This window comes from Candidatus Rhodoblastus alkanivorans (genome assembly GCF_022760755.1).
Lineage (GTDB): Bacteria > Pseudomonadota > Alphaproteobacteria > Rhizobiales > Beijerinckiaceae > Rhodoblastus > Rhodoblastus alkanivorans.
Genome location: NZ_JAIVFP010000001.1, coordinates 3,253,568 through 3,277,245 on the forward strand (window position 1 = coordinate 3,253,568; position 23,678 = coordinate 3,277,245).

The 23,678-nt window shown below is 65.5% G+C and carries 23 protein-coding genes and 1 riboswitch; of the genes, 4 read left to right on the forward strand and 19 right to left on the reverse strand.

What is annotated here, in order from left to right:
• Positions 1-29 precede the first annotated feature (29 nt).
• From K2U94_RS15080 to K2U94_RS15095, 4 genes are all read right to left on the reverse strand, one after another.
• Positions 30-1,163 (reverse strand): cysteine desulfurase family protein, encoded by a 1,134-nt coding sequence (locus tag K2U94_RS15080; protein ID WP_243067986.1) that lies wholly within the window; start codon positions 1,161-1,163, stop codon positions 30-32.
• 159 nt (positions 1,164-1,322) lie between these two features.
• Positions 1,323-1,565, reverse strand: a complete 243-nt coding sequence (locus tag K2U94_RS15085) for a hypothetical protein (RefSeq protein WP_243067987.1) — start codon at positions 1,563-1,565, stop codon at positions 1,323-1,325.
• A gap of 198 nt (positions 1,566-1,763) precedes the next feature.
• Positions 1,764-2,405 (reverse strand): 5,6-dimethylbenzimidazole synthase, encoded by a 642-nt coding sequence (gene bluB, locus K2U94_RS15090; protein WP_243067988.1) that lies wholly within the window; start codon positions 2,403-2,405, stop codon positions 1,764-1,766.
• Entirely contained in the window at positions 2,402-3,718 is a 1,317-nt protein-coding gene (locus K2U94_RS15095; protein ID WP_243067989.1) for a cobyrinic acid a,c-diamide synthase CobB, read from the reverse strand. Before K2U94_RS15095 ends, bluB begins: the two co-directional genes overlap by 4 nt.
• Before the next feature lie 47 nt (positions 3,719-3,765).
• Here K2U94_RS15095 and K2U94_RS15100 point away from each other — a divergent pair, with 47 nt between their 5' ends.
• On the forward strand, positions 3,766-4,854 hold the full coding sequence (locus K2U94_RS15100) for a cobalt-precorrin-5B (C(1))-methyltransferase (protein ID WP_243067990.1): 1,089 nt from the start codon (positions 3,766-3,768) through the stop codon (positions 4,852-4,854).
• Positions 4,855-5,009: 155 nt separating this feature from the next.
• Here K2U94_RS15100 and cobM read toward each other — a convergent pair whose 3' ends face one another.
• Genes cobM through cbiE form a run of 3 tightly spaced genes read right to left on the reverse strand, consistent with a single transcriptional unit; the run spans position 5,010 to position 7,425 of the window.
• Positions 5,010-5,801 carry a precorrin-4 C(11)-methyltransferase gene (gene cobM / locus K2U94_RS15105; RefSeq protein WP_243067991.1) on the reverse strand — a complete coding sequence of 264 codons (792 nt, stop codon included), beginning with the start codon at positions 5,799-5,801 and terminating at the stop codon, positions 5,010-5,012.
• On the reverse strand, positions 5,798-6,205 hold the full coding sequence (locus K2U94_RS15110) for a cobalamin biosynthesis protein (protein WP_243067992.1): 408 nt from the start codon (positions 6,203-6,205) through the stop codon (positions 5,798-5,800). Before K2U94_RS15110 ends, cobM begins: the two co-directional genes overlap by 4 nt.
• Positions 6,199-7,425 (reverse strand): precorrin-6y C5,15-methyltransferase (decarboxylating) subunit CbiE, encoded by a 1,227-nt coding sequence (gene cbiE / locus K2U94_RS15115; protein ID WP_243067993.1) that lies wholly within the window; start codon positions 7,423-7,425, stop codon positions 6,199-6,201. Before cbiE ends, K2U94_RS15110 begins: the two co-directional genes overlap by 7 nt.
• Before the next feature lie 26 nt (positions 7,426-7,451).
• Between cbiE and K2U94_RS15120 the strand changes: the two genes are divergently transcribed.
• Positions 7,452-8,198 (forward strand): cobalt-precorrin-6A reductase, encoded by a 747-nt coding sequence (locus tag K2U94_RS15120; RefSeq protein WP_243067994.1) that lies wholly within the window; start codon positions 7,452-7,454, stop codon positions 8,196-8,198.
• Here K2U94_RS15120 and cobJ read toward each other — a convergent pair.
• The 7 genes from cobJ to K2U94_RS15155 form a co-directional block, all read right to left on the reverse strand.
• The gene (gene cobJ, locus K2U94_RS15125; protein ID WP_243067995.1) at positions 8,180-8,965 is read right to left on the reverse strand and encodes a precorrin-3B C(17)-methyltransferase; all 786 of its coding nucleotides are present in this window, start codon (positions 8,963-8,965) and stop codon (positions 8,180-8,182) included. The genes K2U94_RS15120 and cobJ overlap by 19 nt on opposite strands.
• Entirely contained in the window at positions 8,962-9,690 is a 729-nt protein-coding gene (locus tag K2U94_RS15130; RefSeq protein ID WP_243067996.1) for a precorrin-2 C(20)-methyltransferase, read from the reverse strand. Before K2U94_RS15130 ends, cobJ begins: the two co-directional genes overlap by 4 nt.
• Positions 9,687-10,316: a precorrin-8X methylmutase gene (locus tag K2U94_RS15135; protein ID WP_243067997.1), complete on the reverse strand. Its 630-nt coding sequence runs from the start codon at positions 10,314-10,316 to the stop codon at positions 9,687-9,689. The genes K2U94_RS15130 and K2U94_RS15135 overlap by 4 nt, the downstream gene beginning before the upstream one ends.
• Complete coding sequence (gene cobG, locus K2U94_RS15140) at positions 10,303-11,568, reverse strand: precorrin-3B synthase (RefSeq protein ID WP_243067998.1); 1,266 nt, start codon at positions 11,566-11,568, stop codon at positions 10,303-10,305. Before cobG ends, K2U94_RS15135 begins: the two co-directional genes overlap by 14 nt.
• A complete protein-coding gene (gene cobN, locus K2U94_RS15145; protein ID WP_243067999.1) occupies positions 11,565-14,861 on the reverse strand; it encodes a cobaltochelatase subunit CobN in 3,297 nt (1,098 codons plus the stop codon). The genes cobG and cobN overlap by 4 nt, the downstream gene beginning before the upstream one ends.
• Positions 14,862-14,865: 4 nt before the next feature.
• Positions 14,866-15,897 carry a cobalamin biosynthesis protein CobW gene (gene cobW / locus K2U94_RS15150; RefSeq protein WP_243068000.1) on the reverse strand — a complete coding sequence of 344 codons (1,032 nt, stop codon included), beginning with the start codon at positions 15,895-15,897 and terminating at the stop codon, positions 14,866-14,868.
• Positions 15,898-15,979: 82 nt separating this feature from the next.
• Positions 15,980-16,176: riboswitch (cobalamin riboswitch) on the reverse strand.
• Positions 16,177-16,291: 115 nt separating this feature from the next.
• Positions 16,292-16,849, reverse strand: a complete 558-nt coding sequence (locus K2U94_RS15155) for a L,D-transpeptidase (RefSeq protein WP_243068001.1) — start codon at positions 16,847-16,849, stop codon at positions 16,292-16,294.
• Between K2U94_RS15155 and K2U94_RS15160 the strand changes: the two genes are divergently transcribed.
• Both K2U94_RS15160 and K2U94_RS15165 read left to right on the forward strand, forming a co-directional pair.
• Complete coding sequence (locus K2U94_RS15160; RefSeq protein WP_243068923.1) at positions 16,800-16,940, forward strand: hypothetical protein; 141 nt, start codon at positions 16,800-16,802, stop codon at positions 16,938-16,940. The genes K2U94_RS15155 and K2U94_RS15160 overlap by 50 nt on opposite strands.
• Positions 16,941-17,311: 371 nt before the next feature.
• Positions 17,312-18,241 carry a histone deacetylase family protein gene (locus K2U94_RS15165; RefSeq protein ID WP_243068002.1) on the forward strand — a complete coding sequence of 310 codons (930 nt, stop codon included), beginning with the start codon at positions 17,312-17,314 and terminating at the stop codon, positions 18,239-18,241.
• 9 nt (positions 18,242-18,250) lie between these two features.
• Here the strand turns inward: K2U94_RS15165 and K2U94_RS15170 are convergent, their stop codons facing one another.
• The 5 genes from K2U94_RS15170 to K2U94_RS15190 all read right to left on the reverse strand — a co-directional run bounded on the left by K2U94_RS15170 (position 18,251) and on the right by K2U94_RS15190 (position 23,606).
• The gene (locus K2U94_RS15170; RefSeq protein WP_243068003.1) at positions 18,251-19,192 is read right to left on the reverse strand and encodes a metallophosphoesterase; all 942 of its coding nucleotides are present in this window, start codon (positions 19,190-19,192) and stop codon (positions 18,251-18,253) included.
• A 98-nt stretch (positions 19,193-19,290) separates the two neighbouring features.
• Entirely contained in the window at positions 19,291-19,482 is a 192-nt protein-coding gene (locus K2U94_RS15175; protein WP_243068004.1) for a hypothetical protein, read from the reverse strand.
• Positions 19,483-19,640: 158 nt separating this feature from the next.
• On the reverse strand, positions 19,641-21,107 hold the full coding sequence (locus K2U94_RS15180) for an amidase family protein (RefSeq protein ID WP_243068005.1): 1,467 nt from the start codon (positions 21,105-21,107) through the stop codon (positions 19,641-19,643).
• Between the two features lie 19 nt (positions 21,108-21,126).
• Positions 21,127-21,594: a MarR family winged helix-turn-helix transcriptional regulator gene (locus K2U94_RS15185; protein ID WP_243068006.1), complete on the reverse strand. Its 468-nt coding sequence runs from the start codon at positions 21,592-21,594 to the stop codon at positions 21,127-21,129.
• 80 nt (positions 21,595-21,674) lie between these two features.
• Positions 21,675-23,606, reverse strand: coding sequence for a putative bifunctional diguanylate cyclase/phosphodiesterase (locus K2U94_RS15190; RefSeq protein ID WP_243068007.1), 1,932 nt, complete (start codon positions 23,604-23,606; stop codon positions 21,675-21,677).
• Positions 23,607-23,678: the final 72 nt, after the last annotated feature.

Below are 23,678 nucleotides of genomic sequence, written 5' to 3' on the forward strand. Positions count from 1 at the left end.
CGCTGGTTGAGTTTATGTGTCCAAGCGGATCAGCTCCGGAGCCTTCGCCGCATTCGCTCATGCACTTTAGCGAATATTTCAAGAAAACGCACGCCCTCTTCTGTCGTGGAATCCCAGCCGAGGCTGATGCGCAGGGCGGAGCGCGCGAGATCTGGCGAAACGCCCATGGCGGCCAGCACATGGGAGGGCGCCACTTTGCCCGAGGAGCAAGCCGAGCCGGACGACAGAGCCACGCCTTCGACATCGAAAGCCGCAACCATTGTCTCGGCGGCGAGCCCCGGAAGGGCGAAAGCCAGACTATTGGCGACGCGCGCCGCCTCTTGTCCGAATATGGCAGCTTCGGGCGCGATTTCCAGCACGCCCGCCTGCAAAAAGTCGCGCAATTGCACAAGCCGCATCGTTTCTGCCTCGCGCTGCGCTTCGGCTTCCTGGAGCGCCGCCGCGAAGCCGGCTACCGCCGCGACATTTTCCGTGCCGCCGCGAAAAGACCGCTCCTGTCCGCCGCCACGAATGAAAGCCGGCGTCGGCATCAGATCACGCCGGGCAAAAGCAAGCGCACCCGCGCCCTTCGGCCCGCCGAGCTTATGGCTGGAGAGAAACAGGATGTCGGCGCCGGTCGCGGCGAAAGAGCAGGGAATGCGCGAGAAAGCCTGAACCGCGTCGCAGACGAGCGTCCCGCCTGCCGCATGGACGATTGCGGCCGCTTCCGCGACCGGCTGGACGACGCCGGTCTCGTTGTTCACCGCCTGTAATGCCAGCACGGCGCGGGCGCCGGGCGCCTCGGCCAGGCAGGCGTGCAAATCTTCGAGATCGAGCCTGCCCTGCGGATTGAGGCGCACGGACGCGACCGCCTCGGCCGGGAAAGAATGGCCGCTCTGGACACAAACGTGCTCGCCCGCTCCGATCAGCAGCCGCTCGCCCTCGCGCGGCCGCAGTGCCGTCGCCGCCGCCTCGGTCGCGCCGGAGACGAAAATCACCTGGTCGGTCCGCGTCCCGAGCGCCCTGGCGGTCGCGACGCGCGCGGTCTCGACCATTGCGCGGGCGGCGCGGCCTTCGGCGTGAACGCTCGACGCATTGCCCGCGTCAAGCGCCCCGACTAAGGCGTCCCGGGCGGCGGGGCGCAAAGGCGCGGTGGCGTTATAGTCGAAATAGATGCGGCTCATCGGATCGATGTTTCATCCCGCGAGCCCGCCTTATCGCGCGGCGAACGTGGCGCTTCAACTGGATTCGACAGCGATGGGACACGATAGTGCAACTGGCGCTCGATTTGGCCTGATTGCAATCAGGCCTGCGGCCGCCGCGCCGAGTTCGGCGCTCGCAAATTATCCCTGCTGGTGGAAAAACACCCAGCCGACGCCTCGACCTATCGATTCGCGGATCATCCGGACCAGCGTGATCGCAGACATTTCCTCGCCCAAAGCGAGATGCCAAAGCACCGTGGCGACGTAGCCCAGGACGATGATCATAAAAGCTGTGCGCACGATGAAAACGACGGACGCCACGAAATCTCTTTTCGTGCGCAGCGACCTTCTCTGATCTTCGAACTCCATAAGGAAACGGCCCATCGCTTCTCTCCTGAAAATGAGATGCCGTGACCCAACGCTTTTCAGTGTAGCGTGACCAAATACGACGAATATATTTGCCAACTATCCCATGAAACTCAAGCTACCCTTTCGTCAGTTTAATTTTACGATGAATCAGCAATCAGTATAGTTACTATAATTGTATTAAATTACTAAACGTCATTCTTGCGAATAACACGATCAGACCGTCACGATCTTCTGTCCTGCATCCGTGCGCGCCTGCCAACCGCTGCGGACGAGTTCGGGATCGACATGCTCTTCTTCCGGCCACCCGATGCAAAGAAAGGCGATCAACTTGTAGCTCGCCGGAGCGTTCAGCGCGGCGGCGACCCGTGCGGGATCGAGGATCGAGACCCAGCCGAGGCCCAGTCCCGCCGCGCGCGCCGCGAGCCACAGGCCGGAGATCATGCAGACCACCGAATAATCGAGCATCTCCGGCATGGTGCGCGTGCCGAGCCCATGGCCCTGTTCGGTGGCGTGATCGCAAAAGACCGCAAGCTGGACCGGCGCAGCGTCGAGGCCGGCAAGCTTGAGCCGCGCGTAAAGCGCGGCGCGGTCGTCGCTCTGCGCCGCCAGCGCCTCCGCGTTGCAGTCCAGGAAATTGCGCCGGATTTCGCCGCGCTTGTCGGCGCTTTGGACCCGGATGATGCGCCAGGGCTGGCTGTTGCCGACCGAAGGCGAAATCTGCGCGAGATCGAACAACGCGGCGAGCAGGGCCTCGGGCACGGGATCGGCGCGAAAGCGGCGCACGTCGCGCCGCCAGCGCATCAACTCGGCGAGCTCCTCCTGGAAACGGGCGTCGAAGACTGGATTTTCCGTCATGATGAGACCTCCGCGACGCAATGGAAAAAGCCGCCCGTCACGAGCCCCCGCCGCGATCCGGCCGGCGCCGGCTGAGCCCCATAGGCGTCCGCGGCCATCGCCATCGGCGCGTCTTCGCCCTGAGCGACAATGCTGGCGTAATGAAACTCGTGGCCACGAAACCTTTGCCCTTTCCGGCCCAGAAGGCAATCTTCCACAAGCGTCGCGTCGCGATAGCCAAGCGCCATCTTGCGCTTCGCGAAAGAGGTCCGCACCGAAAGCAGTCCGGCCATGGGATGAAGGATCCCTCCGGCGTCCGTGAGGCTCTCGCCGAGAACCATATAGCCGCCGCATTCGCCGTGAACAGGCTTCACGCTCGCGAAAGTTCTGAGCCCATCGAGGAAGCGGGCGTTGGCCGCGAGCCTCCCGGCGTGAAGCTCCGGATAGCCGCCCGGCAACCAGACGCAATCGGCGGCGCGCGGCGGCGGCTCGTCGGCGAGTGGCGAAAAGAACAGAAATTCCGCCCCACGCCAGCGCCACCCCGCGAGAATATGGGGATAAAGGAAGGAAAAAGCCTCGTCGCGGGCGATGGCTATTTTTTGCGCCGGCGGCGTGAGCGCCACGGCCGCCCGCGCCGGCAGGTCAAGGCGCGCGGCGATTTCGAGCAAAGCGTCGAGATCGACGTGATTTTCGACGAAATTGGCGAGCGAATCGAGTTTTTTCTCCAATTCCGCCGTTTCCGAGGCCTGCACCAGCCCGAGATGGCGCTCCGGCAGCGAGACGTCCTTGCATTTCGGCATGGATCCGATCAGCCTCAGGCCGGCCGCCGCGACCCCGGCGCGCGCCAAGGCCAGATGGCGCGGGCTGGCGATATTGTTCAGGACCACGCCTGCGATGCGCAGGCGCGGATCGAAAGCCGAAAATCCCCTGGCGACCGCGCCGGCCGATTGCGCCTGCCCCGAGGCGTCGAGCACCAGCAGGACCGGCAGCCCAAGCGCGGCGGCGACATCTGCGGAAGCGCCGGAACGGCCCATCGGCGCCGGGACGCCGTCGAACAGGCCCATCGAGGCCTCGGCCAGCAGCAGGTCGGCGCCCGCCGCCGCCTGTCCGGCCAAAGCCGCGACGAGGCCGGGCTCCATGGCCCAGCTATCGAGATTGAAACTGTCGCGCCCGACCGCCGCGCGATGGAAGGCCGGATCGATATAGTCCGGCCCCGATTTGACGCCCGCGACCGCCACCCCGCGCTGGCGCAGGGCGCGCATCGCGCCGAGCGTCAATGTGGTCTTGCCGGAGCCGGAGCGCGGCGCGGCGATGAGCAGGCCCTTCGCGCTCATGGCAAAAAATCCTTTTGCATGGCCGGACGGCCGCGGTAGCACAGGCCATGGAGAAGAACGCCCCAGAACTTCGGCGCGGCTGGACGACCGGCGCCTGCGCGGCGGCCGCCGCCCGCGCCGCTTACGCGGCGCTGACGGGCGGCGATTTTCCCGATCCGGTGACCATTCGCCTGCCCGGCGGCCAGACCCCGGCCTTCGCGCTCGCTTTGGCCGAACGCGGCGAAGGTTTCTGCCGCGCCGGGGTCGTGAAGGACGCCGGCGACGACCCGGACGTCACCCATGGGGCGCTTATCGTCGCGCGCGTCTCGCGCGGCGCGCCGGGCGCGGGCGTGACTTTTTCCGCCGGGGAAGGCGTCGGAATGGTCACCAGACCAGGCCTGCCGATTGGCGTCGGCGAGCCTGCGATCAATCCCATGCCGCGCCAGATGATCCGCGAGGCCATCGCCGCCGAAGCGACCTTGCGCGGCGGCGGCGGCGGCGACGTTCATGTCGAGATTTCCATTCCCGGCGGCGAAAAGATCGCCGAACGCACGCTCAATGCGCGGCTGGGGATCATCGGCGGCCTTTCGATTCTCGGCACGACGGGAATCGTGACGCCCTTTTCCTGCGCGGCGTGGATTTCCTCGATCCATCGCGGCATAGACGTCGCCCGCGCCAGCGGCCTCGACATGGTGGCCGGCGCGACCGGCTCGACGTCCGAAGCCGCCATCAAGGCGCTTTACGCCTTGCCGGACGAAGCCCTGATCGATATGGGCGATTTCGTCGGCGGCATGCTCAAATATCTGCGCAAACATCCGGTCACGCGCGTGATCGTCGCCGGCGGCATGGCCAAGATGACCAAGCTGGCGCAGGGCCTGCTCGACCTTCATTCCAAACGCGGCGAGGTCGATCTGGCCTTTCTGGCGGGTTTCGCCAAAGGCGAAACAGCTGACGCGATAAGCGCCGCCAATTCCGCCAAACACGCTTTCGAAATCGCCGCCGCCGCCGGAATGGACCTTGCGCCCACCGTCGCCGATGCGGCGTGGCGAACCGCCGCCCAAGCTCTGGGCGGCACGCCGAGCGCATTGGAAATCGTCATTTTCGACCGCGACGGCGGATTGCTGGCGCGGACGGGATTTCGTCCCATAGAAGGTTGATCGCGGCGTTACGCCGCCGTCATTGCGAGGAGCGTATGCGACGACGCAATCCACGCCGCGACTCCGTAAGGAAGAGGATTGTTTCGCCAAAGCGCGACACCTGGCGTCGAGCGTCGAAGCAAACGAGCGCGCAATGACGGGGAGTAACGTGCGATTCATTCATCCTCCGCGATCGTTCCGTCAGGCCGGACAAATCCGCCGCGATAACGGCGGCGGTAATCCGGATCATAAAGCGCGCTCTCGCGAAAATCATTGGCGCCGAGGGCCGGCCCGACGAGGATTAGCGCCGTGCGCTCCATCGGATTGTCGCGGGTTGCGGCGACGATGGTCGAGAGCGTCGCCTGAACGATTTTTTCGTCCGGCCAACTCGCGCGGAAGACCAGCGCGATGGGACAGTCCGGACCGTAAAAAGGCAGCAGTTCGGCGACGATTTTTTCGAGCACATGGATGGAAAGATGGATCGCGAGCGTCGCGCCGGTCGCGGCGAAGGCGGCGAGCTTTTCCTTTTCGGGCATGGCCGAAGCGCGGCCGGAGGTGCGCGTCAGCACCAGGGATTGCGCGACTTCCGGCAAGGTGAGTTCGCGCCGCAGAGCCGCCGCCGCCGCCGCGAAGGAGGGCACGCCAGGCGTGACGTCATAGGCAATTCCCAAATCGTCGAGGCGGCGCAACTGCTCGCCCATCGCGCTCCACACCGAGAGATCGCCGGAATGAAGCCGCGCGACATCCTCGTCCGCGTCGCGGGCGCGCACAAATTCGGCCTCGATTTCGTCGAGTGTCATCGGCGCGGTGTCGATGATCCGCGCCTTGGACGGACAATGCTTGAGCAATTCGGTCGGAACGAGCGAGCCGGCGTAAAGGCACACCGGGCAGCGCGCGAGGATATCGTGGCCGCGCAAGGTGATAAGGTCGGGCGCGCCCGGTCCGGCGCCGATGAAATGGACCTTCATGCGTTCAACTCGTCTGCTGGCGCGGCCAGGGCGCAGGTGACGTTTTTTTCCGCGCGGCGCGGCGCGAGCAATAAGGCGCTCGGGCCCGCGCCGAGCAAGGCCGCCGCTTCGGCGACGCTGGCGAGGCCGATTTTTTCTTGCGCGATTTGCGAGACCGTCGCGCCGCGCACGAAAATTTCTTTCTCGCGCGCGACCATTTCCGCCTCGTCGAAATATGCGACCTCGAGGCCGAGCGTCGCCGCGGCCTCACGCAAGGCGGCGCTTTGCGCCTTGCGCGCGAGAGTAAAAACTTTCGCGCGGGCGTGTGGCGGCGCCAAGCGCAACATATCGCGGACGAGGGCGCAAATATCCTCCGCGCGCGCGCTCGACGCAAAGCCAAGGCCGATGGCGATCTCGCTCACCATGCCTTGTCGAAGCTCCATTGCACGATGGGCAAAGCCGGCCGAAAGGCGAAAAAACCCCCGAGCTTTTCCGCGCGTGAAATTTGCGCCGAAATCAGCTCGCCGCCAAGGGCGCCATGACGCGCGATGAGCAACGCCTGCGTCTCCAATGTCACGCCATTGACGACCAGCCGCCCACCCGGCGCCAGAGCGTCAAGCGCGGCGTCCAGCATGCCCGGCGCAGTCACGCCGCCGCCGACAAAGATTTTTTGCGGTTGCGGCAGAGCGCGCAAAGCCTCGGGCGCGCGGCCTTCGATCACTTTGAGTTGCGGCGCTCCCAGCACCAGAGCGTTGCGGCGGATGCGCGCCGCGCGTTCAGCGTGCGCCTCGATGGCGATCGCTGAATTGTTCGCGTCCGCGAGCAGAAATTCGATCGCGACCGAACCCGAGCCCGCGCCAATGTCCCACAGCAATTCGCCCCGGCGGGGCTTTAGCGCTGAAAGGGTGAGCGCTCGGATTTCCGCCTTGGTGATCTGCCCATCATGTTCGAAAAAATCATCCGGCAAGCCCGGCGCGCGCGAAATGATCCTCGCGTCGCGATCGGCGACGAGATCGAGCGCGATCGTATTGAGCGCATCGACGTCAGCCAGCGCGAAATCGCGCGCGACCGCCGCGCGCATGCACTCATGCGGCCCGCCAAGCCTTTCGCAAATGGTGAGGCGCGAGGCGCCGAAGCCAAGCTGCGTCAGCAATGAAGCGAGCTTTTGCGGCGTCGCGCCGTCCCAGGACAAAGCGATGATCTTCGCGCCATCGACGAGATGCGGAATGATTTTTTCGAGCGGCCGTCCATGCAGGGTGATCAAAGCGCAATCCTGCTGCGCCCAGCCGAGCCGCGCGGCGACGAGACTGAAGGCGGAGGGCGCCGGCAAACAGGTCATTTCCTCGGCGGGGATGAAACGCGCCAGAACCGAGCCAACGCCGTAGAAAAAAGGATCGCCCGAGGCGAGCACTACGATCTTTTCGCCGCGACGCGCCAATATTTGCGGATAGGCCGCATCCATCGGCGAAGGCCAGGCGAGTGTTTCGCAAGCGAGCGGCGCGACGAGCGCGAGATGACGCGCGCCGCCGACGACCAGCGCCGCTTGCGCCAGCGCGGCATTTGCGGCAGGAGACAGGCTCGCGCGCCCATCCTCGCCGAGGCCCACCAGAGTGAGCCAAGGTCCACGAGGGAAAGGCGGGCTCATGACGATTTTTCCTTTGGAGCGCGCCCGTGCGCATTCTGATTCTCGGCGGCACGACGCAGGCGAGCGAACTGGCGCGGGCGCTCGCGGGCCGCGCTGACGTGCAACCTTTGCTCTCGCTCGCCGGGCGCACGCAAAATCCCGCGCCCGCGCCCATTCCCTGCCGCATCGGCGGCTTCGGCGGCGCCGAGGGTCTCGCGAAATTCCTGCGGGAAGAACAATTCGACGCTTTGATCGACGCCACCCACCCCTTTGCGGCGCGGATTTCCGCCAACGCCCGCGCGGCGAGCGCGGCGAGCGGCGCGCCCTTGCTTGTCTTTTCCCGTCCGGCCTGGGAAGCGAGCGACGGCGACGATTGGCGGGAAGTCGCCGATGTGAGCGAGGCCGTCGCCGCTTTGGGCGAAAGGCCGCGCCGGGTTTTCCTCACCCAGGGACGCCTTCAGCTCGCGGCCTTCGCCGCCGCGCCCCAGCACTTCTATCTGGTGCGCGCGATCGACCAGCCGGAGGAATTGCGCCTGCTGCCGCATCACAAATTCATTTCCGCGCGGGGACCTTTCACGCTCGAAGGCGAGCGCGCATTGATGCGCGGCGAAGGCATCGAGTTTCTCGTCTCGAAGAACAGCGGCGGCGGCGCGACCGCCGCGAAACTCGTCGCCGCGCGCGAGCTGAACATTCCCGTGATCCTCATCGCGCGGCCGCAACGGGAAAGCGCCGAGGAAACCGCGAATCTCGCCGACGTTCTGGCCTGGATCGAGGCTCATCGTCCCGCCCCATAGGAGCGCGGCGTCAGCAGCCACTTTTCGCCGCCCGGCCGCGGGATGAAACGCGTCTCCGACGAACCGACCAGCACCAGGGTCGCCATATCGACGAGGCCGGGGTCGATCAAGGCGAGATCGCCGAGGATGATGCGCTCGTCGGCGCGGCCAACGGCGCGCGCCAGCGCGACCGGCGTGGCGCCGTCCTTCAATTCGCGCAAAAGCTCGAAGGCGTCGAAAATCTGGCGTGGGCGCGCCTTGGACGCCGGATTATAGAGCGCTATGACGAAATCGCCCTCCGCCGCCGAGCGCAGCCGCCGGACGATGATGTCCCAGGGCTTGAGATTATCGGAAAGTGAAATCACGCAGAAATCATGGCCGAGCGGGGCGCCGAGACGAGCCGCCGCCGCCAGCACGGCGCTGACGCCCGGCACGACCTGAATGTCGAGCGCGCGCCAGTCGGCTTCGCCCGTCTCCGCCGCCTCCAGCACCGCCGCCGCCATGCCGAAAACGCCTGCGTCGCCGCCGGAAACGACCGCGACTTTTCGTCCCGCGCAGGCAAGCCGCAAGGCGTGGCGGGCGCGATCGAGCTCGACGCGATTGTCGGACGGGAAACGTTCCAGTCCCGCGCGCTCGGGCACCCGGTCAGTATAGGGCTTGTAGCCGATCAGGGCGTCGGCCTCTTCAAGAGCCTCGCGCGCTTCGGGCGCCACCCATTTGTCCGGGCCGGGACCAAGGCCGACGATGAACAGTTTGCCCTGCCCGCTGCTTTTATCGGTCGATGTCACGGCCGCCGCCCCTGCCCGCTCACCAGCACGATCGCGAAATAAGGCGCGGAATCGTCGGCCTTGTCGCTGAGCTTGACGATCTTTTCCCCGGACATGGTGCCGCGCTCGACATAGATCGCGCGCTCGTAATGGCCGCTGTCGCGCAAGGCCTGCCGCACTTTCGCGAAATTCTTGCCGACCTTCATGATGACCGCCGCATCCGTGCGCTTCAGCCTGTCGGCGAGCGTTTCCAGCGGCAGGGTCCCGGGCAGAATCGTCATCACGTCGTCGCCCCAGGTCATGGTCTCGCCGGCCGCCGCCCAGCATCCGGCCATGCCGGTGACGCCCGGAACGATGGTGACGGGGAAACGCTCCCTCAGCCGGATGTAGAGATGCATGAAGGAGCCGTAGAACAGGGGATCGCCCTCGGCGAGCAAAGCCACGTCATTGCCGGCGGCAAGTTCGGCGGCGAGCTTTTCCGTCGCCTCCTGGTAAAAGGCGCGCAGCATTTCATTATAGGCGGGGTCGCTCACCGGAATTTCGGTGGTCACCGGATAGTTGAGCGGCAGTTCGCGGGCTTTGGCCGGTATCCAGCGGTCGGCGATGGTGCGGGCGTTGCCCTGGCGGCCGGTCTTGGCGAAAAAGGCGACGACCGCCGCGCTTTCGATGACGCGCACGGCCTTGACCGTCACGAGTTCCGGATCGCCGGGGCCGAGCCCGACGCCATAGAGGCGGCCCATGTTCATTCCTTGTCGCTCGCAAGAGCATTGAGCGCGGCCGCCGCCATGGCGCTGCCGCCTTTTCGCCCACGCATGGCGATCACCGGAACGCGGGCGTCGGCGATCGCCGCCTCTTTCGATTCCGCCGCGCCGACGAAGCCGACCGGCATGGCGAGGATCAGGGCCGGGCGCTGGGCGTCCGCGTCAAGCATTTCCAGCATATGAAAGAGCGCGGTCGGCGCATTGCCGAAGGCGACCACGGCGCCGCCGAGTTTTGGCCGCCACAATTCCATTGCGGCGGCCGTACGCGTCGTGCCCATTTCTCTGGCGAGTTCCGCGACGCGCGGATCGGCGAGCGTGCAGATCACTTCATTATTGGCGGGCAGGCGCGCGCGGGTGACGCCATGAGCCACCATATTGGCGTCGCAGAAGATGGGAGCGCCCGCGGCAAGCGCGGCGACGCCGGCCTGCGCCGCGCCCGGCGAGAAGAAGAGATGCGGCGCGATCTCGACCATGCCGCAGGCATGAATGACGCGCACGGCGACGCGTTCCTCGATTGCGTCGAAACGCGCGAGATCGGCCTCGCGCCGGATGATGGCGAATGAGTTTTTATAAATTTCCGCGCCGTCGCGGATATAATCATAGGCGGTCAAGCCCGCGTTCCTTCAGCGAGAGAAGTTTTTGCTTCATGGCGGCGAGATCGAGTCCGCGCGCGGAAGGCTCGTCGCGCGCCAGGGCGTTTTCGACGAGCGCATAGCCGTCGCTTTCCGCGACGAAAGTGAGCGCCGGCGCGTGGAGCGCGCAGCCCTTGATGCAGCCGGAAATGTGAATGCGGCGCGCCTCCGCCGACCAATGAGGCGCGAGCGCCAGCGCCAGAGCCCGCGTGTCGCCGCGCGCCGAGGGACAGGCCGGCGCGCCGGGACAGGCGGTGAAGGCGAGGCGGGAATCGCGCGCGTCGATCAAGAAGCCGAGCGCGCCAAGTTTCGCGGCAAGAGCCGGCGCGGCTTGAGTTTGGAGACCGACGGCGAGGATCGCGCGCCAGGGCGTCAGGCGCAGTTCGGCGGCGCCATGGGCTTCGGCTTCATGCGCCAAGGCTTCCAGCGCGTCGGCCTCGATGCGTCCGAACAACAGCCCGGCGCCGACAAAGGCGTCTTGGCCGCAAGGTTGCGCGCCGAGGATTTTGGCGTCGTTCTTTCCGTCATTGCGAGCCATAGGGCGCGCAATGACGGAAACGTCTTGCGCCAGCGGCGCAACGCCGAGCCGCGCGACCACGGAGGCCATGCGGCGGTCGTCGCCGCGCAAGGCCAAAAAATTCCGCGCAAGGCCTTCGGCCGCTGCGCACAAATTTTCCGGCGCGACCTCACCCGACAGAACGCCGCCGAGGAAAATAGCGAGGCGATCCGGCGCCATTGCGGTGAAAACGATGTCGGTTGCAACATCGAGCGGCAAGGCGCCGCCGCCGTCGACGGCGAAGCCGAATTTCGGCGGCAGGTCGTGCATCTCCTGGCTGCGTTTCAGCAACTGATCCAGCTTTGCGACCAGAGGGCGCACGTCCAGAAAAGCCGACGGGTCGAAACCGGCGAGCGGGCTGGGGACGACATTGCGCACGGCTTCCGCGCGCGTGTCATCCGCGCGCGTGTCATCGTCGAGCAGACCAAGGCCGCGCAATTCCGCTTGCAGAACCTCGATTTCCTCTTCTGCGACCCCGCGCATCTGGAGATTGGCGCGCGATGAAAGATCGAAGGCGCCATTGCCGAAACGCCGTGCGAGAGCGGCAAAAATGGTTGCTCGGCGAAAAGAGAGAACGCCATTGGTCAGGCGCAGGCGGAAAATATAGCCGTCTCCGCTAAGCATGGGAGCAAGGGCGCCAGGACACCAGCCTTTGCGCAAATTCTCGATCGTCATGCGTTCCTCATTTCTGCGAGGATCGCCGCGGTGGAATTGCGCCGCGACGTCCATAGCCCGCGCCGCTCGGCCTCGCCGAATTTTTCGGCAATGCTTTTCGCCGCGCGCGGGTTTGCGGTTTCGAGAAAGGCGCGCACCTTGTCGTCGCCGCAAAAGGCGTCGAACAGCAGATCGAATTGGCGCTCTTGCACGACATCAGCGAGAGCGGCAAAGGCGAAAAAATTATCGACGGTTTCGGCGATTTCCGCCGCGCCATTGGCGCCGTGGCGCATCATGCCGTCGATCCAGCGCGGGTTGGTCGCGCGCCCGTGAACCACGCGCGCTATTTCTTCATCGAGGCTTCGCACTTTGGCGGCCTCGGGGTCGGTGGCGTCCACGTGATAAAGCCGCGGCGCCGCGCCCAAAAGTTCGGCCGCGGCCGCGAAGCCGCCTTCATGGGTGGAAAAAGCGTCGGCGTTGAGAATATCCTGTCCCGCCAGATCCTGCACATGGACGAAGGCGTCGGCGGCGCGGATGCGTTCGGCGAAATCGCCCTGGCCTTGCGGCGCGCCGTCGCGTCCATAGCTTTGCGCATTGGCGGCGAGATATTTGCGCGCCAGATCGGCGCGGTCTTGCCATTGCGCGCTCGCGAACGCGCTCGACAGATCTACGCCATAGGCGCCCGGCGCCGCGCCGAAAATGCGGCTCGGGTCGCGCGCGCCGGCGAGCGGATTTTCTTCCGCCGGTTCGTCCAGCTGCGCCAAAGCGCGCACGGCCGCATCGAAGGCCTCGATCTGCTGCGGAAAGACGTCGCGAAACAGGCCGGAAATGCGCAAAGTGACGTCCACGCGTGGGCGGCCGAGCTGGGCGAGCGGCAGGATTTCAAAGCCGCTCATACGCGTGGAGGCGGCGTCCCAAACAGGCCGCACGCCGAGAAGCGCAAAGGCCTGCGCGAGATCGTCGCCGCCGGTGCGCATCGAGGCGCTGCCCCATAAATCAAGCACCATGCGGCGCGGCCAGTCGCCATGGTCCTGCAGATAACGCTCGATGACATCCTGCGCCAGCTTGCGGCCGATGTCCCAGGCGGTGCGGGTGGGAACAGCGCGCGGATCGACCGAAAAGAGATTTCTGCCGGTTGGGAGGACGTCCATGCGGCCACGCCCCGGCGCCCCGGCCGGGCTTGGCGCAACGAAGCCGCCATTCAGCGCGTGAACGAGGGCGTCCATTTCCGCCGCGCCGCAATCGTCGATTTTTTGCGCGAAGTCGGAAGCGGCGCAGCACGCGAGCATTTCGTCGCGCAAGGCGCCTTGCGGCGAACGGCCAAAAACGTGCAAGCCGTCGTTGATCCGCATTTCTTTCAGATCGCACAGCCAGGCGTCGAGCCGGATCAGCGCGTCCTCGCCCCCGCCGGCGCCGCATTCGCGCAACAAGCCGGCGGATTCGGCGCGCTGGAGGATGAGATCGGCCAGCAGATTGGCTCTGCGAGGGTCAAGCCCCTGGGCCTGGGCATATTCGTCAAACAGGTTCTCGATTTCGGCCAGCGCGCCATGTGCGCCCGCCTTCACGAGCGGCGGCGACAGATGGCTGACGATGACGGCTGCCGAGCGGCGCTTGGCCTGCGCCGCCTCGCCCGGATTATTGACGATGAAGGGATAGATCAACGGCAAGGGGCCGAGCGCGATTTCCGGCGCACAATCTTGCGCCAGCGCCACGCTCTTGCCCGGCAGCCATTCGAGCGCGCCATGAGCGCCGCAATGAACGAGAGCGTCGATTTTTTCGCGCTCGCGCAGCCAGAGATAGAAGGCGAGAAAGGCGTGGCGCGGCGGCAGGGTCGCGTCGTGATAATCCGCCTTGCGATTTTCCGGCGCGCCGCGATCCGGCTGCAAAGCGACGATGATTTTGCCGAGGCGCAAGAAACGAAAGGCGAAAGCGCCGTCGCGGACCGCAAGGTCGTTTTCCGGCGCGCCCCAGCAGGCGTCGAGCGCTGCGACGAAATCCTGCGGCAGATTTTTGAGAAAGGCGCGATAGGCGCGTAGCGATACCGCGCCGACGAGCGGCGCGGACTGCAGCGCCTCCAAAAATTTTTCGTGCGCGCGTTGCGCGTCATATCCTTCGGCGATGAGCCGCGCGATGATGGCGCGCGCGCTTTGCTCGGTGTCGAGACCGACGGCATAGCCGGCGCGACCGCCCTTGGCGGGATAGTCGGACAGGATCAGCGCCAGCTTTTTCTCGGCATTGGCGAGGCGGCGCAGGCGCGCCCAGCGCGCGGCGAGCGCGGCGACGAAAGCGACGCGCGACGGTTCAGGCTCGTGGCGGGCAGGCGCATATTCGAGCGCGTCGCGCCGCTCCGCCTCGCGCTTGAAGGAAATGGCGCGGGTGACGATGCGGCCGTCCACTTCCGGCAGAACGACATTCATCGCCAGATCGGCCGCCGACAGGCCGCGACGCGATTCGCGCCATTGCGCTTCCTGGGCGCCGGAGAGAATGACCTGCAGCACCGGCGCATCGGCACCGTCGAGCACGGCGCCCGCGTCGAGCCGCGCGGAAAAGGCGGTGGCGTTGAGGATGACGTCCGGCCTTTCCTGAACGATGCGCTCAGCCAGCAGCGCGCAGGCGGCCGGGTCCTTGAGGCTGGAGATGAAAGAACTACGGACGAGGAAATTTTCGCGCGCCAAAGCTTCGGCCAAAGCGCGGATGGGCGCGTCGTCTCCGGCAAGAAAGGCGCTGCGATAGAACAGGACGAAGGCGGTCGGCGCAGCCTCGGGCGCTTCGAGGCAGCCCGGGGCGAAGGCGCCGAAGGGCGCAACCGGATGGGGCGGCCTGGCGTCGCCCTCGCCTGAAATCTTGGTAGCGATGAAGTCGAGACAGGCGGCGATATTGTCCGGGCCGCCCTGACGAAAATAGTCCCAGATCTGGCGCAATTGCTGTGGCGGCAGGGTCGAGGCGGCGTCGAGCCGCGCGTCCTCCATGGCGTCGCCGGGGACGATCGCCAACGCAAAACCGTGCTTGCGCGCCGCCGCTGCGAGTTCCTCGACGCCATAGCGCCAATAATCCAGGCCGCCGAGCAGGCGAACCAGAACGAAGCGCGCCATGGCGCAGACTTTTTCGATATAGAGATCGACCGAAAAAGGATGTTTCAGCAAGGCCAGCGGCGCGAGGCGCAGGCTCGGATGGCGCGCCGCATGGGCGCCCGCGAGCAGCGACAAGTCGCTGTCGGCGAAAGACAGAACGACAATATCCGCGGGCGATTGTTCGAGATCGACGGCTTGCGCCGCCTCGTCGAACGATCTTTGATCCGTGCGGACGAGATGCATCGTTTTACGCCGACAAAGCCGCTTCGATTTGTGAGCGGTCGAAACCCTTTTGGCCGATCACCACCAGCCGTCCCGCGCGGTTTTCCTCGGGCCGCCACGGGCGGTCGAACTGATGGGAGAACCGCCCGCCGACGCCCTGGACCAGCAGGCGCATCGGCTTTCCGGCGACCTCGACGAAACCCTTCATCCGCAACACGTCATGATCGCGAGCGATCGCCGTGAGCTTCGCCGCAAGCGCCGCCGGATCGGCGACCGGCGCGAGCGGCGCAATGAAAGATTCGAAATCGTCGTGGTCGTGTCCCTCCTCGTCGTCATGATGCGAGGGCCGCGCGGCGAGATCGTCTTCGGCTGCCGCCGCAAGGCCGAGCAGGACATCGACGTCGAGCCGCCCCCCGCGCGTCGGCACGATTTTCGTCGCGCGCGGGGCGGCGGAAGCGATCTCGGCGCGCACCCGTTCGAGCGTCGCGTCGTCGATCAGATCGGCTTTGTTGAGCAGGATGAGATCGGCGCACAGGAGCTGATCCTCGTAGACCTCCTCCAGCGGATTGTCGTGGTTGAGCGAAGGATCTATCGCGCGCTGGGCGGCGAGTTTTTCTTCATCGTCGGCGAAGCGCCCTTCGGCGACGGCGGCGGAATCCACCACCGCGATCACGCCGTCGACCGTGAGCTTCGCGCGAATATCCGGCCAGTCGAACGCCTTCACCAGCGGCTTCGGCAGAGCAAGGCCCGAGGTTTCGATGACGATGTGATCGGGGCGCGGCTCGCGCGCCAGCAGGCCCTCGATGGCGGGCAGGAAATCGTCCGCCACGGTGCAGCACAGGCAACCATTGGCGAGTTCGACGATATTTTCCGCCGCGCAGGAATCGACGCCGCAATTTTTCAGGATTTCGCCATCCACCCCGACGTCGCCGAATTCGTTGATGACCAGCGCCAGCCGCCGGCCGCGGGCGTTGGCCAGAACATGGCGGATGAGCGTGGTCTTGCCGGCGCCGAGAAAGCCGGTGACGATGGTGACGGGAATTTTGGCGAGGCGCATGCGTTCGGGCTCCGGAGGGGCGCCCGGCGGGAGTCCGCCATTCGGCCGGCTGGCCGAACCGCGACAGGAGCGCCCCGCCCATCGCGCGCATTCACTGACGGCAGGTCTCCTGGCTCGCGGGTGTTGCGCCTCGCGCCGCCTTCCCGGCCGCAAGGGCCAGTGGCTTCGTGGCGGGGCTTCCCGTTTACAGTTGCGGGGGCAGCTGCGGTTGAGGCCGAAAGCCTTTCCGCATTCCCTTTTACCCCCAGTCACGGGGGAACCGTCGAAAGGTCTTGTTAAGAGCGCCGGCGCCTCAAGTCAATCGCGCCCTCGCCGGCGAATAAGACGAAGCCTCCCCCGCCGGCCGGCGCGAGAGGCTGCACAACTGGTTCAACGGAAACCCGGCGCGGCCGCCTCAAACCGGTTTGTCGGCGACGATCACCTTGGTGCCGACACGGACACGGTTGTAGAGGTCGATCGCGTCGATGTCGCGCATCCGGATACAGCCCGAAGAAACGTGCTGGCCGATCAAGGACGGCTCGTTTGTGCCGTGGATGCGGTAAAGCGTGTCCTTGTTGCCCTGGAAGAGATACATGGCGCGCGCGCCGAGCGGATTGTCCGGGCCGCCGGGCAGGCCGCCGGCTTCCGCCGTCGGGCGCAGGTGCGGCCAGCGTTCGAGCATGTCGGCCGGCGGCATCCAGCGCGGCCATTCGGCCTTCTTGCCGATCGTCGCCTGGCCGGTCCAGCCGCTCGCCTCGTTGCCGGTGGCGACGCCATAGCGGATCGCCTTGTGGTTTGGCATTGAATAATAAAGATAATTGTTAAACGTATCGATGGTGACAGTGCCCGGAGGCTCGCCGGTTGGATCATCGACGATATAGCGGCCATATTGCGCGGGGGGATTGCCCGAAGGCGCGAGCGACATGAATTCGCGGTCCCTCCCGGTCAAGGTCGGATCCGGCGTGCTCGCCATGTTGCAGCCGGCCAACGCCGCCGAAACCAAACCGATTCCCACAATTGCCCGCAATTTCATCAGTCTGCCCCGAATCGCCTGCGCCGCCTGAGCGCCAAAATTTGATCAATTACTTACCATAATCACCTCGGCCGTCACATCAGCACGCGGCTGGAAGGACGCTTATTGGGCAGATTACCGCCCTTTGTGGCCCCTCAGCAACAGTGTCGCAGCGCCGCCATGGCCAGGGAAGCCGCTTCCGATTGAGCGCGCGATCAAATCTCGGTGAAGATCGCCATCATTTAAGACTTTCGGTTTAAGACGCAAACTTTGTTGGACAGGCGCGCCGATTGGCGCGATGCTCAGAAGAAATAATGCCGTCCCGGCGTCTACCGTCGCCCCTGCGCCCTCCTTGGCGCCTTTCGGGCCTTCGAAATCGGTTCCCGGGACAGCAAACAACTGAATTCGGTTCGTGAGCCTGATTTGAACACATTGCTGCTTACCCATCCCGCCGGACTGTCACATGACAATGGCCCTGGCCATCCCGAGCGGGCGGATCGTGTCCGTGTTATCGAGCGTATTCTCGAACATGAAAAGTTCATGACCCTGATCCGCGCGCAGGCCGAGGACGGCACGCGCGAACAGGCGCTTCGCGTCCATCCGGAATCCTACATCCAGGCGCTGGAGCAGACGTCGCCACGCGACGGATTCGCCCGACTGGACAGCGACACCACCATGAGCCCCGGCACGCTGACCGCAGCCTTTCGCGCGATCGGCGGCGCCTGCCAGGCCGTGGACGAAGTGATGCGCCGCGACGTGGACAACGCCTTCGTCGCCATGCGGCCGCCGGGACATCATGCCGAACGCGCGACGCCCATGGGCTTCTGCTTCTTCAACAACGCCGCCGTCGCCGCCCGCCACGCCATTGCCGTCCATGGCGCCGAACGGGTCGCGATCATGGATTTCGACGTCCATCACGGCAATGGGACCCAGGACATTTTCTGGTCCGACCCGAATGTGATGTATCTCTCGACCCATGAAATGCCGCTCTATCCCGGCACCGGCTCAACCTCAGAACGCGGCGAACACAACAATATCGTCAACGCGCCGCTCAATGCCGGCGACGCCGGCCCGCAGTTCCGCGAGGCAATGGAGATGGCGATCCTGCCCCGGGTCGAGCAGTTCCGTCCCAACCTGATCATCATTTCCGCCGGCTTCGACGCCCACCGCCGCGATCCGCTCGCCAATCTCAATCTGGTCGAGGCCGATTTCGCCTGGGCGACCTCCAAACTGATGGATGTCTCGGATCGCGTCTGCGACGGAAGGCTGCTGTCGCTGCTCGAAGGCGGCTACGATCTCGATGGGCTGGCGCGATCCGTCGCCGCCCATGTCCTCACCTTGATGGGCGCCTGACGCGAAGGCTCATAGGCCCGATAATTGCGCCGTTTCATTTGCCGGCGCGCCCAGTTCAACCTCGACGATCTCCGGCGGCCGCAGGAAGCGGACGGGGGCGACCGATTCGCCCAGCCCGCCCGAAATGATCATATTGCGCCCGCCAAGTTCGACATGGCCATAGACGAAATCCGCGCCGAAGCGCAGATCGCCGACGACCGGGCCGAGCAAGGGTAGATTGACCTGACCGCCATGGGTGTGGCCGCAAAGAGTCAAGGCGATCCGTTGCGGCGCGGAGCGGAAGATCATCGGTTCGTGAGCGAGAAGGATGACCGGCGCATCGTCGCTCACCTTGGCCAACGCCCCGTCGAGGTCGTCTCCGCCGACCTTTTGCGCGCCCGAATCGATCTGCGCCATGGCGTCGATCAGCTGGTCGGCGAGGCCGACGATCCAGAATCCTTTCCCATCCTTGGCCAGCGCGACGGCGTCGTTTTCCAGCACCACGATCCCTGCCTGGCGAAGGGCGCGGCGGATCGCGACCGTACCGTCGGAGGGCGAGGTCAGGAGCGGGCCGTGCCACCAGTCATGGTTGCCAAGCACGGCATAGCAGCCGAGTGGAGCGCGCAGCGCGGACAAAGCCTCGCCGACCTGCTGCGAATCGACCGCCCGGGTGACGAAGAAATGGCCGGCGTTAAAATCGCCGAGCAACAGGACGGCGTCGGGATTGAGGGCGTTGGCGGCCTGAGCGATCCGGCGGATGCGCGCCGCGCTCATGAAGGGCTCGCCGGCATGAATATCGGAAATGACCGCGAATCGCAGATGCAGGCCGGCCGGCCAGCCGGCCGGGGTCAGAGCGTATCTTTTGACCTTGAGGATGAAATTCGGCTCGATCCCGATCGCGTAAACCGCCGTGGACGCGCCAAGCAGGGGAAGCGCCAGCCCACGGCTAAGAAAACGGCGACGATCGATCATTCATTCCGCCCTGACGCGACCCGCCTCGAAAAATGCGCGCCCGCCGCGAGCACATAGGCGCCCGGAAGTTCGACGGCAAGGCCAGACGCGACGCGGACTCAGGCGGCGTCGCGCTTGGGGAGGGCGGGCGCGGCCTGGCGCTCGGCGCGCGCGCTTTCGGCCTGCTCCGGCGTGAACAGGGCCGCCTCGACTGCGGCGACGCCGATTTCACGATAGAGGCGCGATTGCAGGTCGCGCGCGTCCTGACGGCGCGGCTGCTGCGGCGGAAGAATGATTTCTTGTTCGCTCATGGCGGGGCTCATCTCACTCGAACTAACCGAAAAGCCGCGATGAATGGTTCACGGACCCTGAATTCCATTCGCGAATTTGCGCCGGCAAGATAAATTCCGCGTTAAGCCTGACGCGAAAAGCCTGTCCTGAATCGGAGACCCCGCTCGGAAGCGGAAAATTATTTGGGCGCGCGGAAGCCGCCGGTTGCTTTTTCGATCAATCCGGCGAGGGCGACGGCGGTGCGGTCATCGTCGCGCGCGCAAATGATCTGGACGCCGGTCGGCAGGACTCGATCTTTCCCCTTTGCCGACGTCAGCGCGACCGGCGCGACGACCGCGGGCAGAAGGCTGAGCGAGGCGAGGCTCGCCCATTTCAGAAGGTCGTGATAGGGCAAGGGGCCGGCGCTGGTCGGCAGGCGGCGGGCGAAAGGGTCCGGCGCGAAATCGTGGGGAAAGGCGAGACAGGGCGCGGGCGGGCAGAGGATCGCGTCGTAGTCCTTGAAGAATTCGGCGAAGGCGGCGTTGATCGCCGCGCGGCGCTCGGTGAGACGCGAGAAGGTCGCCGCGTCCATTTTCGCCGCCCGCGCCCGCAGGGCGTAATAGGAGATGTCGTCGGTCGCGAAACTCTTCGCTTCCGCCGCGAAGCGCGCCCGATCTTCCGCCGGCGTTCCGGCGAAGCCGATCGCGAAATTGAGCAGGACATAGATTTCGAAGGCGTCCTGGAAGGAAAAATCGGGACGCGCTTCGACCACCGCGGCGCCAGCGTCGCGAAAAACCTCGGCGGCCAGCAGGATGCCGGCTTCGACGTCGCGATCGACCGGCGCGAAATCGGGGTCGAGCCACAAAGCAAGCCGGAGGTCGTCCGGCTTTTTCCCGCGCGCCGCCGGAGCGGCGTTTTCTGCGCTGGCGGTCAGGGACAGGACGAGGCCGAGGTCGGAGGCCGAGCGCGCGAGCGGGCCGGCGACCGCGAGATCGGGCGGGTTTTTCAGCCGGACTGTGGGCAGCGGCGGAATGTGGCCGGCAAGGGAAATCCGGCCCCAGCTCGGCTTGAGCCCGAACAGGCCGCAGGCCTGGGCCGGCCAGCGGATCGACCCGCCAAGATCCGAGGCGAGATCGAAGGCGCTCAAGCCCGCGGCGACCGCCGCCGCCGCGCCCCCGGACGAGCCGCCTGGCGTCAACGCGAGATCCCACGGATTGCAGGTCACCCCGAACAAGGCGTTATGTGTCTGGAAATCGGCGGTGAGGCGGGGAACATTGGTCTTGGCGAGGATGATCGCGCCCGCCGCGCGCAAGCGCGCGACAGCCGCCGCGTCCTGTCGCGGAATATGTTCGGCGAGCGCCTCGTCGCCGCAGGCGGTCAGCAGGCCTGCGGTCTCGAAACTGTCCTTGATCGTGATCGGCAGCCCTTCCAGCGGCCGGGCGGCGCCGCGCGCGTAAGACCTGTCGGCCTCGGCGGCCTGTTCCCGGGCGGATTCATAATCGTAGGCGGCGAGCGCATTGATCTGGGGATTGCGCGCGAGAATGCGCTCCCAGACCGCATCAAACGCTTCGCGCGCGGAAAAATCGCCCTTCGCAAGGCCGCGCAGCCAGGTCGAGGCGGAAGCCGCGAAGAAGGCCTCGTCGAAGCCGGCCGACGCCGAATTCACCTGCCGCGCTCCTGAATAGTCATGCTTCGGCGTTTTCCGGAACCGACGCGCCATCCATCGCCCGGACCAGCTCGCGCGCTTCGATCAGCAGCTGCTCGAATTGCGCCAGGCGCTCCGGCGCGATCTTGCCGAAGGTCTCGGCGACGAAGGCCATTTGCGCTTCGATCCCCCGGCGCGCCAGCTCGCGCCCGGCGGGAGTGAGATGGACGGCGTGGGAGCGCCGGTCGCCCGCCAGCGAGCGGCGTTCGACCAGGCCATTAGCGACCAGCCGGTCGATCAACCCGGAAATATTGCCCTTGGTGACGTAAAGCCGGGCCGCCAGCTCCTGCTGCGACAGGCCTTCCCGCTCAGTCAAAGTGCTGAGGACGTCGCATTGCGGCACGGAGAGGTCGAGGGCGCGCAGACGGCTGGCGATCGCAAGTCGGGACCGCGTGTGAAGCCGAATAAGGCGGAACCAAACCCGTAAGGCGTCAATTTCGCTGGCCATTTTCCTGCCCGGACTTTTCGTTTTGGTTAAATTTCGACGTTAGCGCGCTCATTGGGCGGCCGCAAGCGCGGCGTCCGGCGTCAACCGGCGGCCAGATGGCGCACGGCGACGGCGGCCTCGGCCTGAGGCACGGGCTTGCCGTAGTAATAGCCCTGGGCCCGGGTCACGCCGAGCTGGCGGAGGGCGAGATGCTGGCGCAGGGTTTCCACGCCCTCCGCAATCAGCTCCATGTCGAGCTTCTCGGCAAGGACGCGGACCGCCGACACGATCGCGATCGATTCGCGCTCGCTTTCGATATTGTCGATGAAGGTCTTGTCGATTTTGATCTTGGAAAAGGGGTAGGAGTGAATATAGGAGAGCGATGAATAGCCGGCGCCGAAATCGTCGAGCGAGACGCTGATCCCCATCTGATCGAATTCGGCGATCGCGGCGCGCGTCTCGGCCGTATCCTCCATCATGAGAGATTCCGTGATCTCCAGCGTGAGGCGTCGCGGCGGCAGGCCGCTGCGCGCAAGGGCCTCGCGAACCGAGGCTACCAGCCGGCTCGTCTGGCGGAACTGAACGGGCGACAGATTGACCGAAACATAGATCGGATCAGGCCAGGCCGCGGCGGCGGCGCAGGCTTTTTGCAGGATCTGCTCGCCGATGTGGACGATAGCGCCGGTCTGTTCGGCGCTGGGAATGAATTTTCCTGGCGAAATCATGCCGCGTACCGGATGCGGCCACCGCGCCAGCGCCTCATAGCCGACGATCTGGCCGGTTTCGATATTGCCGATCGGCTGGAACCAGGGCTCGAATTCGTCGCGCGCGATCGCGGTTTCGATCTCGAGCTCCATGACCCGCTCCTCATTGAAGCGCGCCTGCATCGAGGAGTCGAAGATCGCCGCCCGGTTTCGTCCCTCGCGCTTGGCCTCGTAAAGGGCGATGTCCACCTTTTTCATCAGCTCCGTCGCCGCGACCCCGTGGTCGGGGTAATGGGCGACGCCCAGGCTGGCGCTGATCGGAATGGAGGAGGCGTCGATCACCGCCGGCTCGCGCAAGGCGACTACAATGCGCTCGGCGAGGGCGCTCGCCTCCTGCGGCCATTCCCGGCGCCGTTCGCGGGAGAGCACCACGAATTCGTCGCCGCCGAGGCGTGCGACGACATCGTCGCCGTCAATGACGCGGCGCAGCCGCGCGGCCATTTCGACAATGACCGCGTCGCCGGCGTTGTGGCCGAGCATATCATTGATTTCCTTGAAACGATCGAGATCGACCACGATCAGGCTGAAGGCCTCGCGCGACCCGAGGCCGCAGCGCTCGATCTCCCGCTCCAGCGCCTCGGTGAAGGCGAAGCGGTTCATCAGGCCGGTGAGCATATCGTTGAGCGCCATCTGCCGCGTCTTCAGATTGGCGCGGTAAAGCTCGACGATCTGGTCATGGGCGGAAAAGCCGAGCAGTATCGCGACGACCAGCAGGCCGCACAGCAAGCCGGCGTAAACCACGCCGTTCTTCACCGGGAAGACGGCGTAGGCCACGATCATCGGCGCGCACATGCTGAAGACCTGGGCGAGAAACAGCTTGAGACGGCCGGCGTTGCGCGAGGCGAAAGCAACCGTAAAGCCGATGGTGACGCCCGACGCCAGCGTCCAATCGGCCGGTTCGGTCGTTTTCGCCACCAGCAGGAAATTCTCGACCCCTATGCCGAGCGAGAACATCGTCCACCAGAACAGGAAGCGGCGATCGAAGTCCTGCAAACGCCGCCTGTCGAGCGCAATCCCAGCCATCCGTCCATATTCGCCGGTCAGGCGCAGCCGCTTGATCCCGACCAGAATGTTGAGCGCCACGAAAAAGCCGCAGATCGCCGACCAGGTCATCAGCCAGACCGTCAGCGTCAGCACCAGCCCCATGAACATCGACGCGAACAAGGCGCCAGGCGCGGAAAACAGAGAATCGATCAGGTGACGAAGCAGTTCGTCATCCGCATTCCTGTCGGAATATGTCGCTGCAGCAGAGCGTAACCATCGCCGCATGGAAGCCAGGCGCCTGAACATGCTCCAGCCTAGCTGGCCGAAGCTTAATAAAATGATCTGAAATAGCGTTCA

Excerpts from the sequence above, each read along its gene's own strand:
- K2U94_RS15080 (WP_243067986.1), bottom strand. The coding sequence starts at position 1,163 with ATGAGCCGCATCTATTTCGACTATAACGCCACCGCGCCTTTGCGCCCC.
- K2U94_RS15085 (WP_243067987.1), bottom strand. The coding sequence starts at position 1,565 with ATGGGCCGTTTCCTTATGGAGTTCGAAGATCAGAGAAGGTCGCTGCGC.
- bluB (WP_243067988.1), bottom strand. The coding sequence starts at position 2,405 with ATGACGGAAAATCCAGTCTTCGACGCCCGTTTCCAGGAGGAGCTCGCC.
- K2U94_RS15095 (WP_243067989.1), bottom strand. The coding sequence starts at position 3,718 with ATGAGCGCGAAGGGCCTGCTCATCGCCGCGCCGCGCTCCGGCTCCGGC.
- K2U94_RS15100 (WP_243067990.1), top strand. The coding sequence starts at position 3,766 with ATGGAGAAGAACGCCCCAGAACTTCGGCGCGGCTGGACGACCGGCGCC.
- cobM (WP_243067991.1), bottom strand. The coding sequence starts at position 5,801 with ATGAAGGTCCATTTCATCGGCGCCGGACCGGGCGCGCCCGACCTTATC.
- K2U94_RS15110 (WP_243067992.1), bottom strand. The coding sequence starts at position 6,205 with ATGGTGAGCGAGATCGCCATCGGCCTTGGCTTTGCGTCGAGCGCGCGC.
- cbiE (WP_243067993.1), bottom strand. The coding sequence starts at position 7,425 with ATGAGCCCGCCTTTCCCTCGTGGACCTTGGCTCACTCTGGTGGGCCTC.
- K2U94_RS15130 (WP_243067996.1), bottom strand. The coding sequence starts at position 9,690 with ATGAACATGGGCCGCCTCTATGGCGTCGGGCTCGGCCCCGGCGATCCG.
- cobG (WP_243067998.1), bottom strand. The coding sequence starts at position 11,568 with ATGACGATCGAGAATTTGCGCAAAGGCTGGTGTCCTGGCGCCCTTGCT.
- cobN (WP_243067999.1), bottom strand. The coding sequence starts at position 14,861 with ATGCATCTCGTCCGCACGGATCAAAGATCGTTCGACGAGGCGGCGCAA.
- cobW (WP_243068000.1), bottom strand. The coding sequence starts at position 15,897 with ATGCGCCTCGCCAAAATTCCCGTCACCATCGTCACCGGCTTTCTCGGC.
- K2U94_RS15160 (WP_243068923.1), top strand. The coding sequence starts at position 16,800 with ATGAATTCGCGGTCCCTCCCGGTCAAGGTCGGATCCGGCGTGCTCGCC.
- K2U94_RS15155 (WP_243068001.1), bottom strand. The coding sequence starts at position 16,849 with ATGGCGAGCACGCCGGATCCGACCTTGACCGGGAGGGACCGCGAATTC.
- K2U94_RS15170 (WP_243068003.1), bottom strand. The coding sequence starts at position 19,192 with ATGATCGATCGTCGCCGTTTTCTTAGCCGTGGGCTGGCGCTTCCCCTG.
- K2U94_RS15175 (WP_243068004.1), bottom strand. The coding sequence starts at position 19,482 with ATGAGCGAACAAGAAATCATTCTTCCGCCGCAGCAGCCGCGCCGTCAG.
- K2U94_RS15185 (WP_243068006.1), bottom strand. The coding sequence starts at position 21,594 with ATGGCCAGCGAAATTGACGCCTTACGGGTTTGGTTCCGCCTTATTCGG.
- K2U94_RS15190 (WP_243068007.1), bottom strand. The coding sequence starts at position 23,606 with ATGCGGCGATGGTTACGCTCTGCTGCAGCGACATATTCCGACAGGAAT.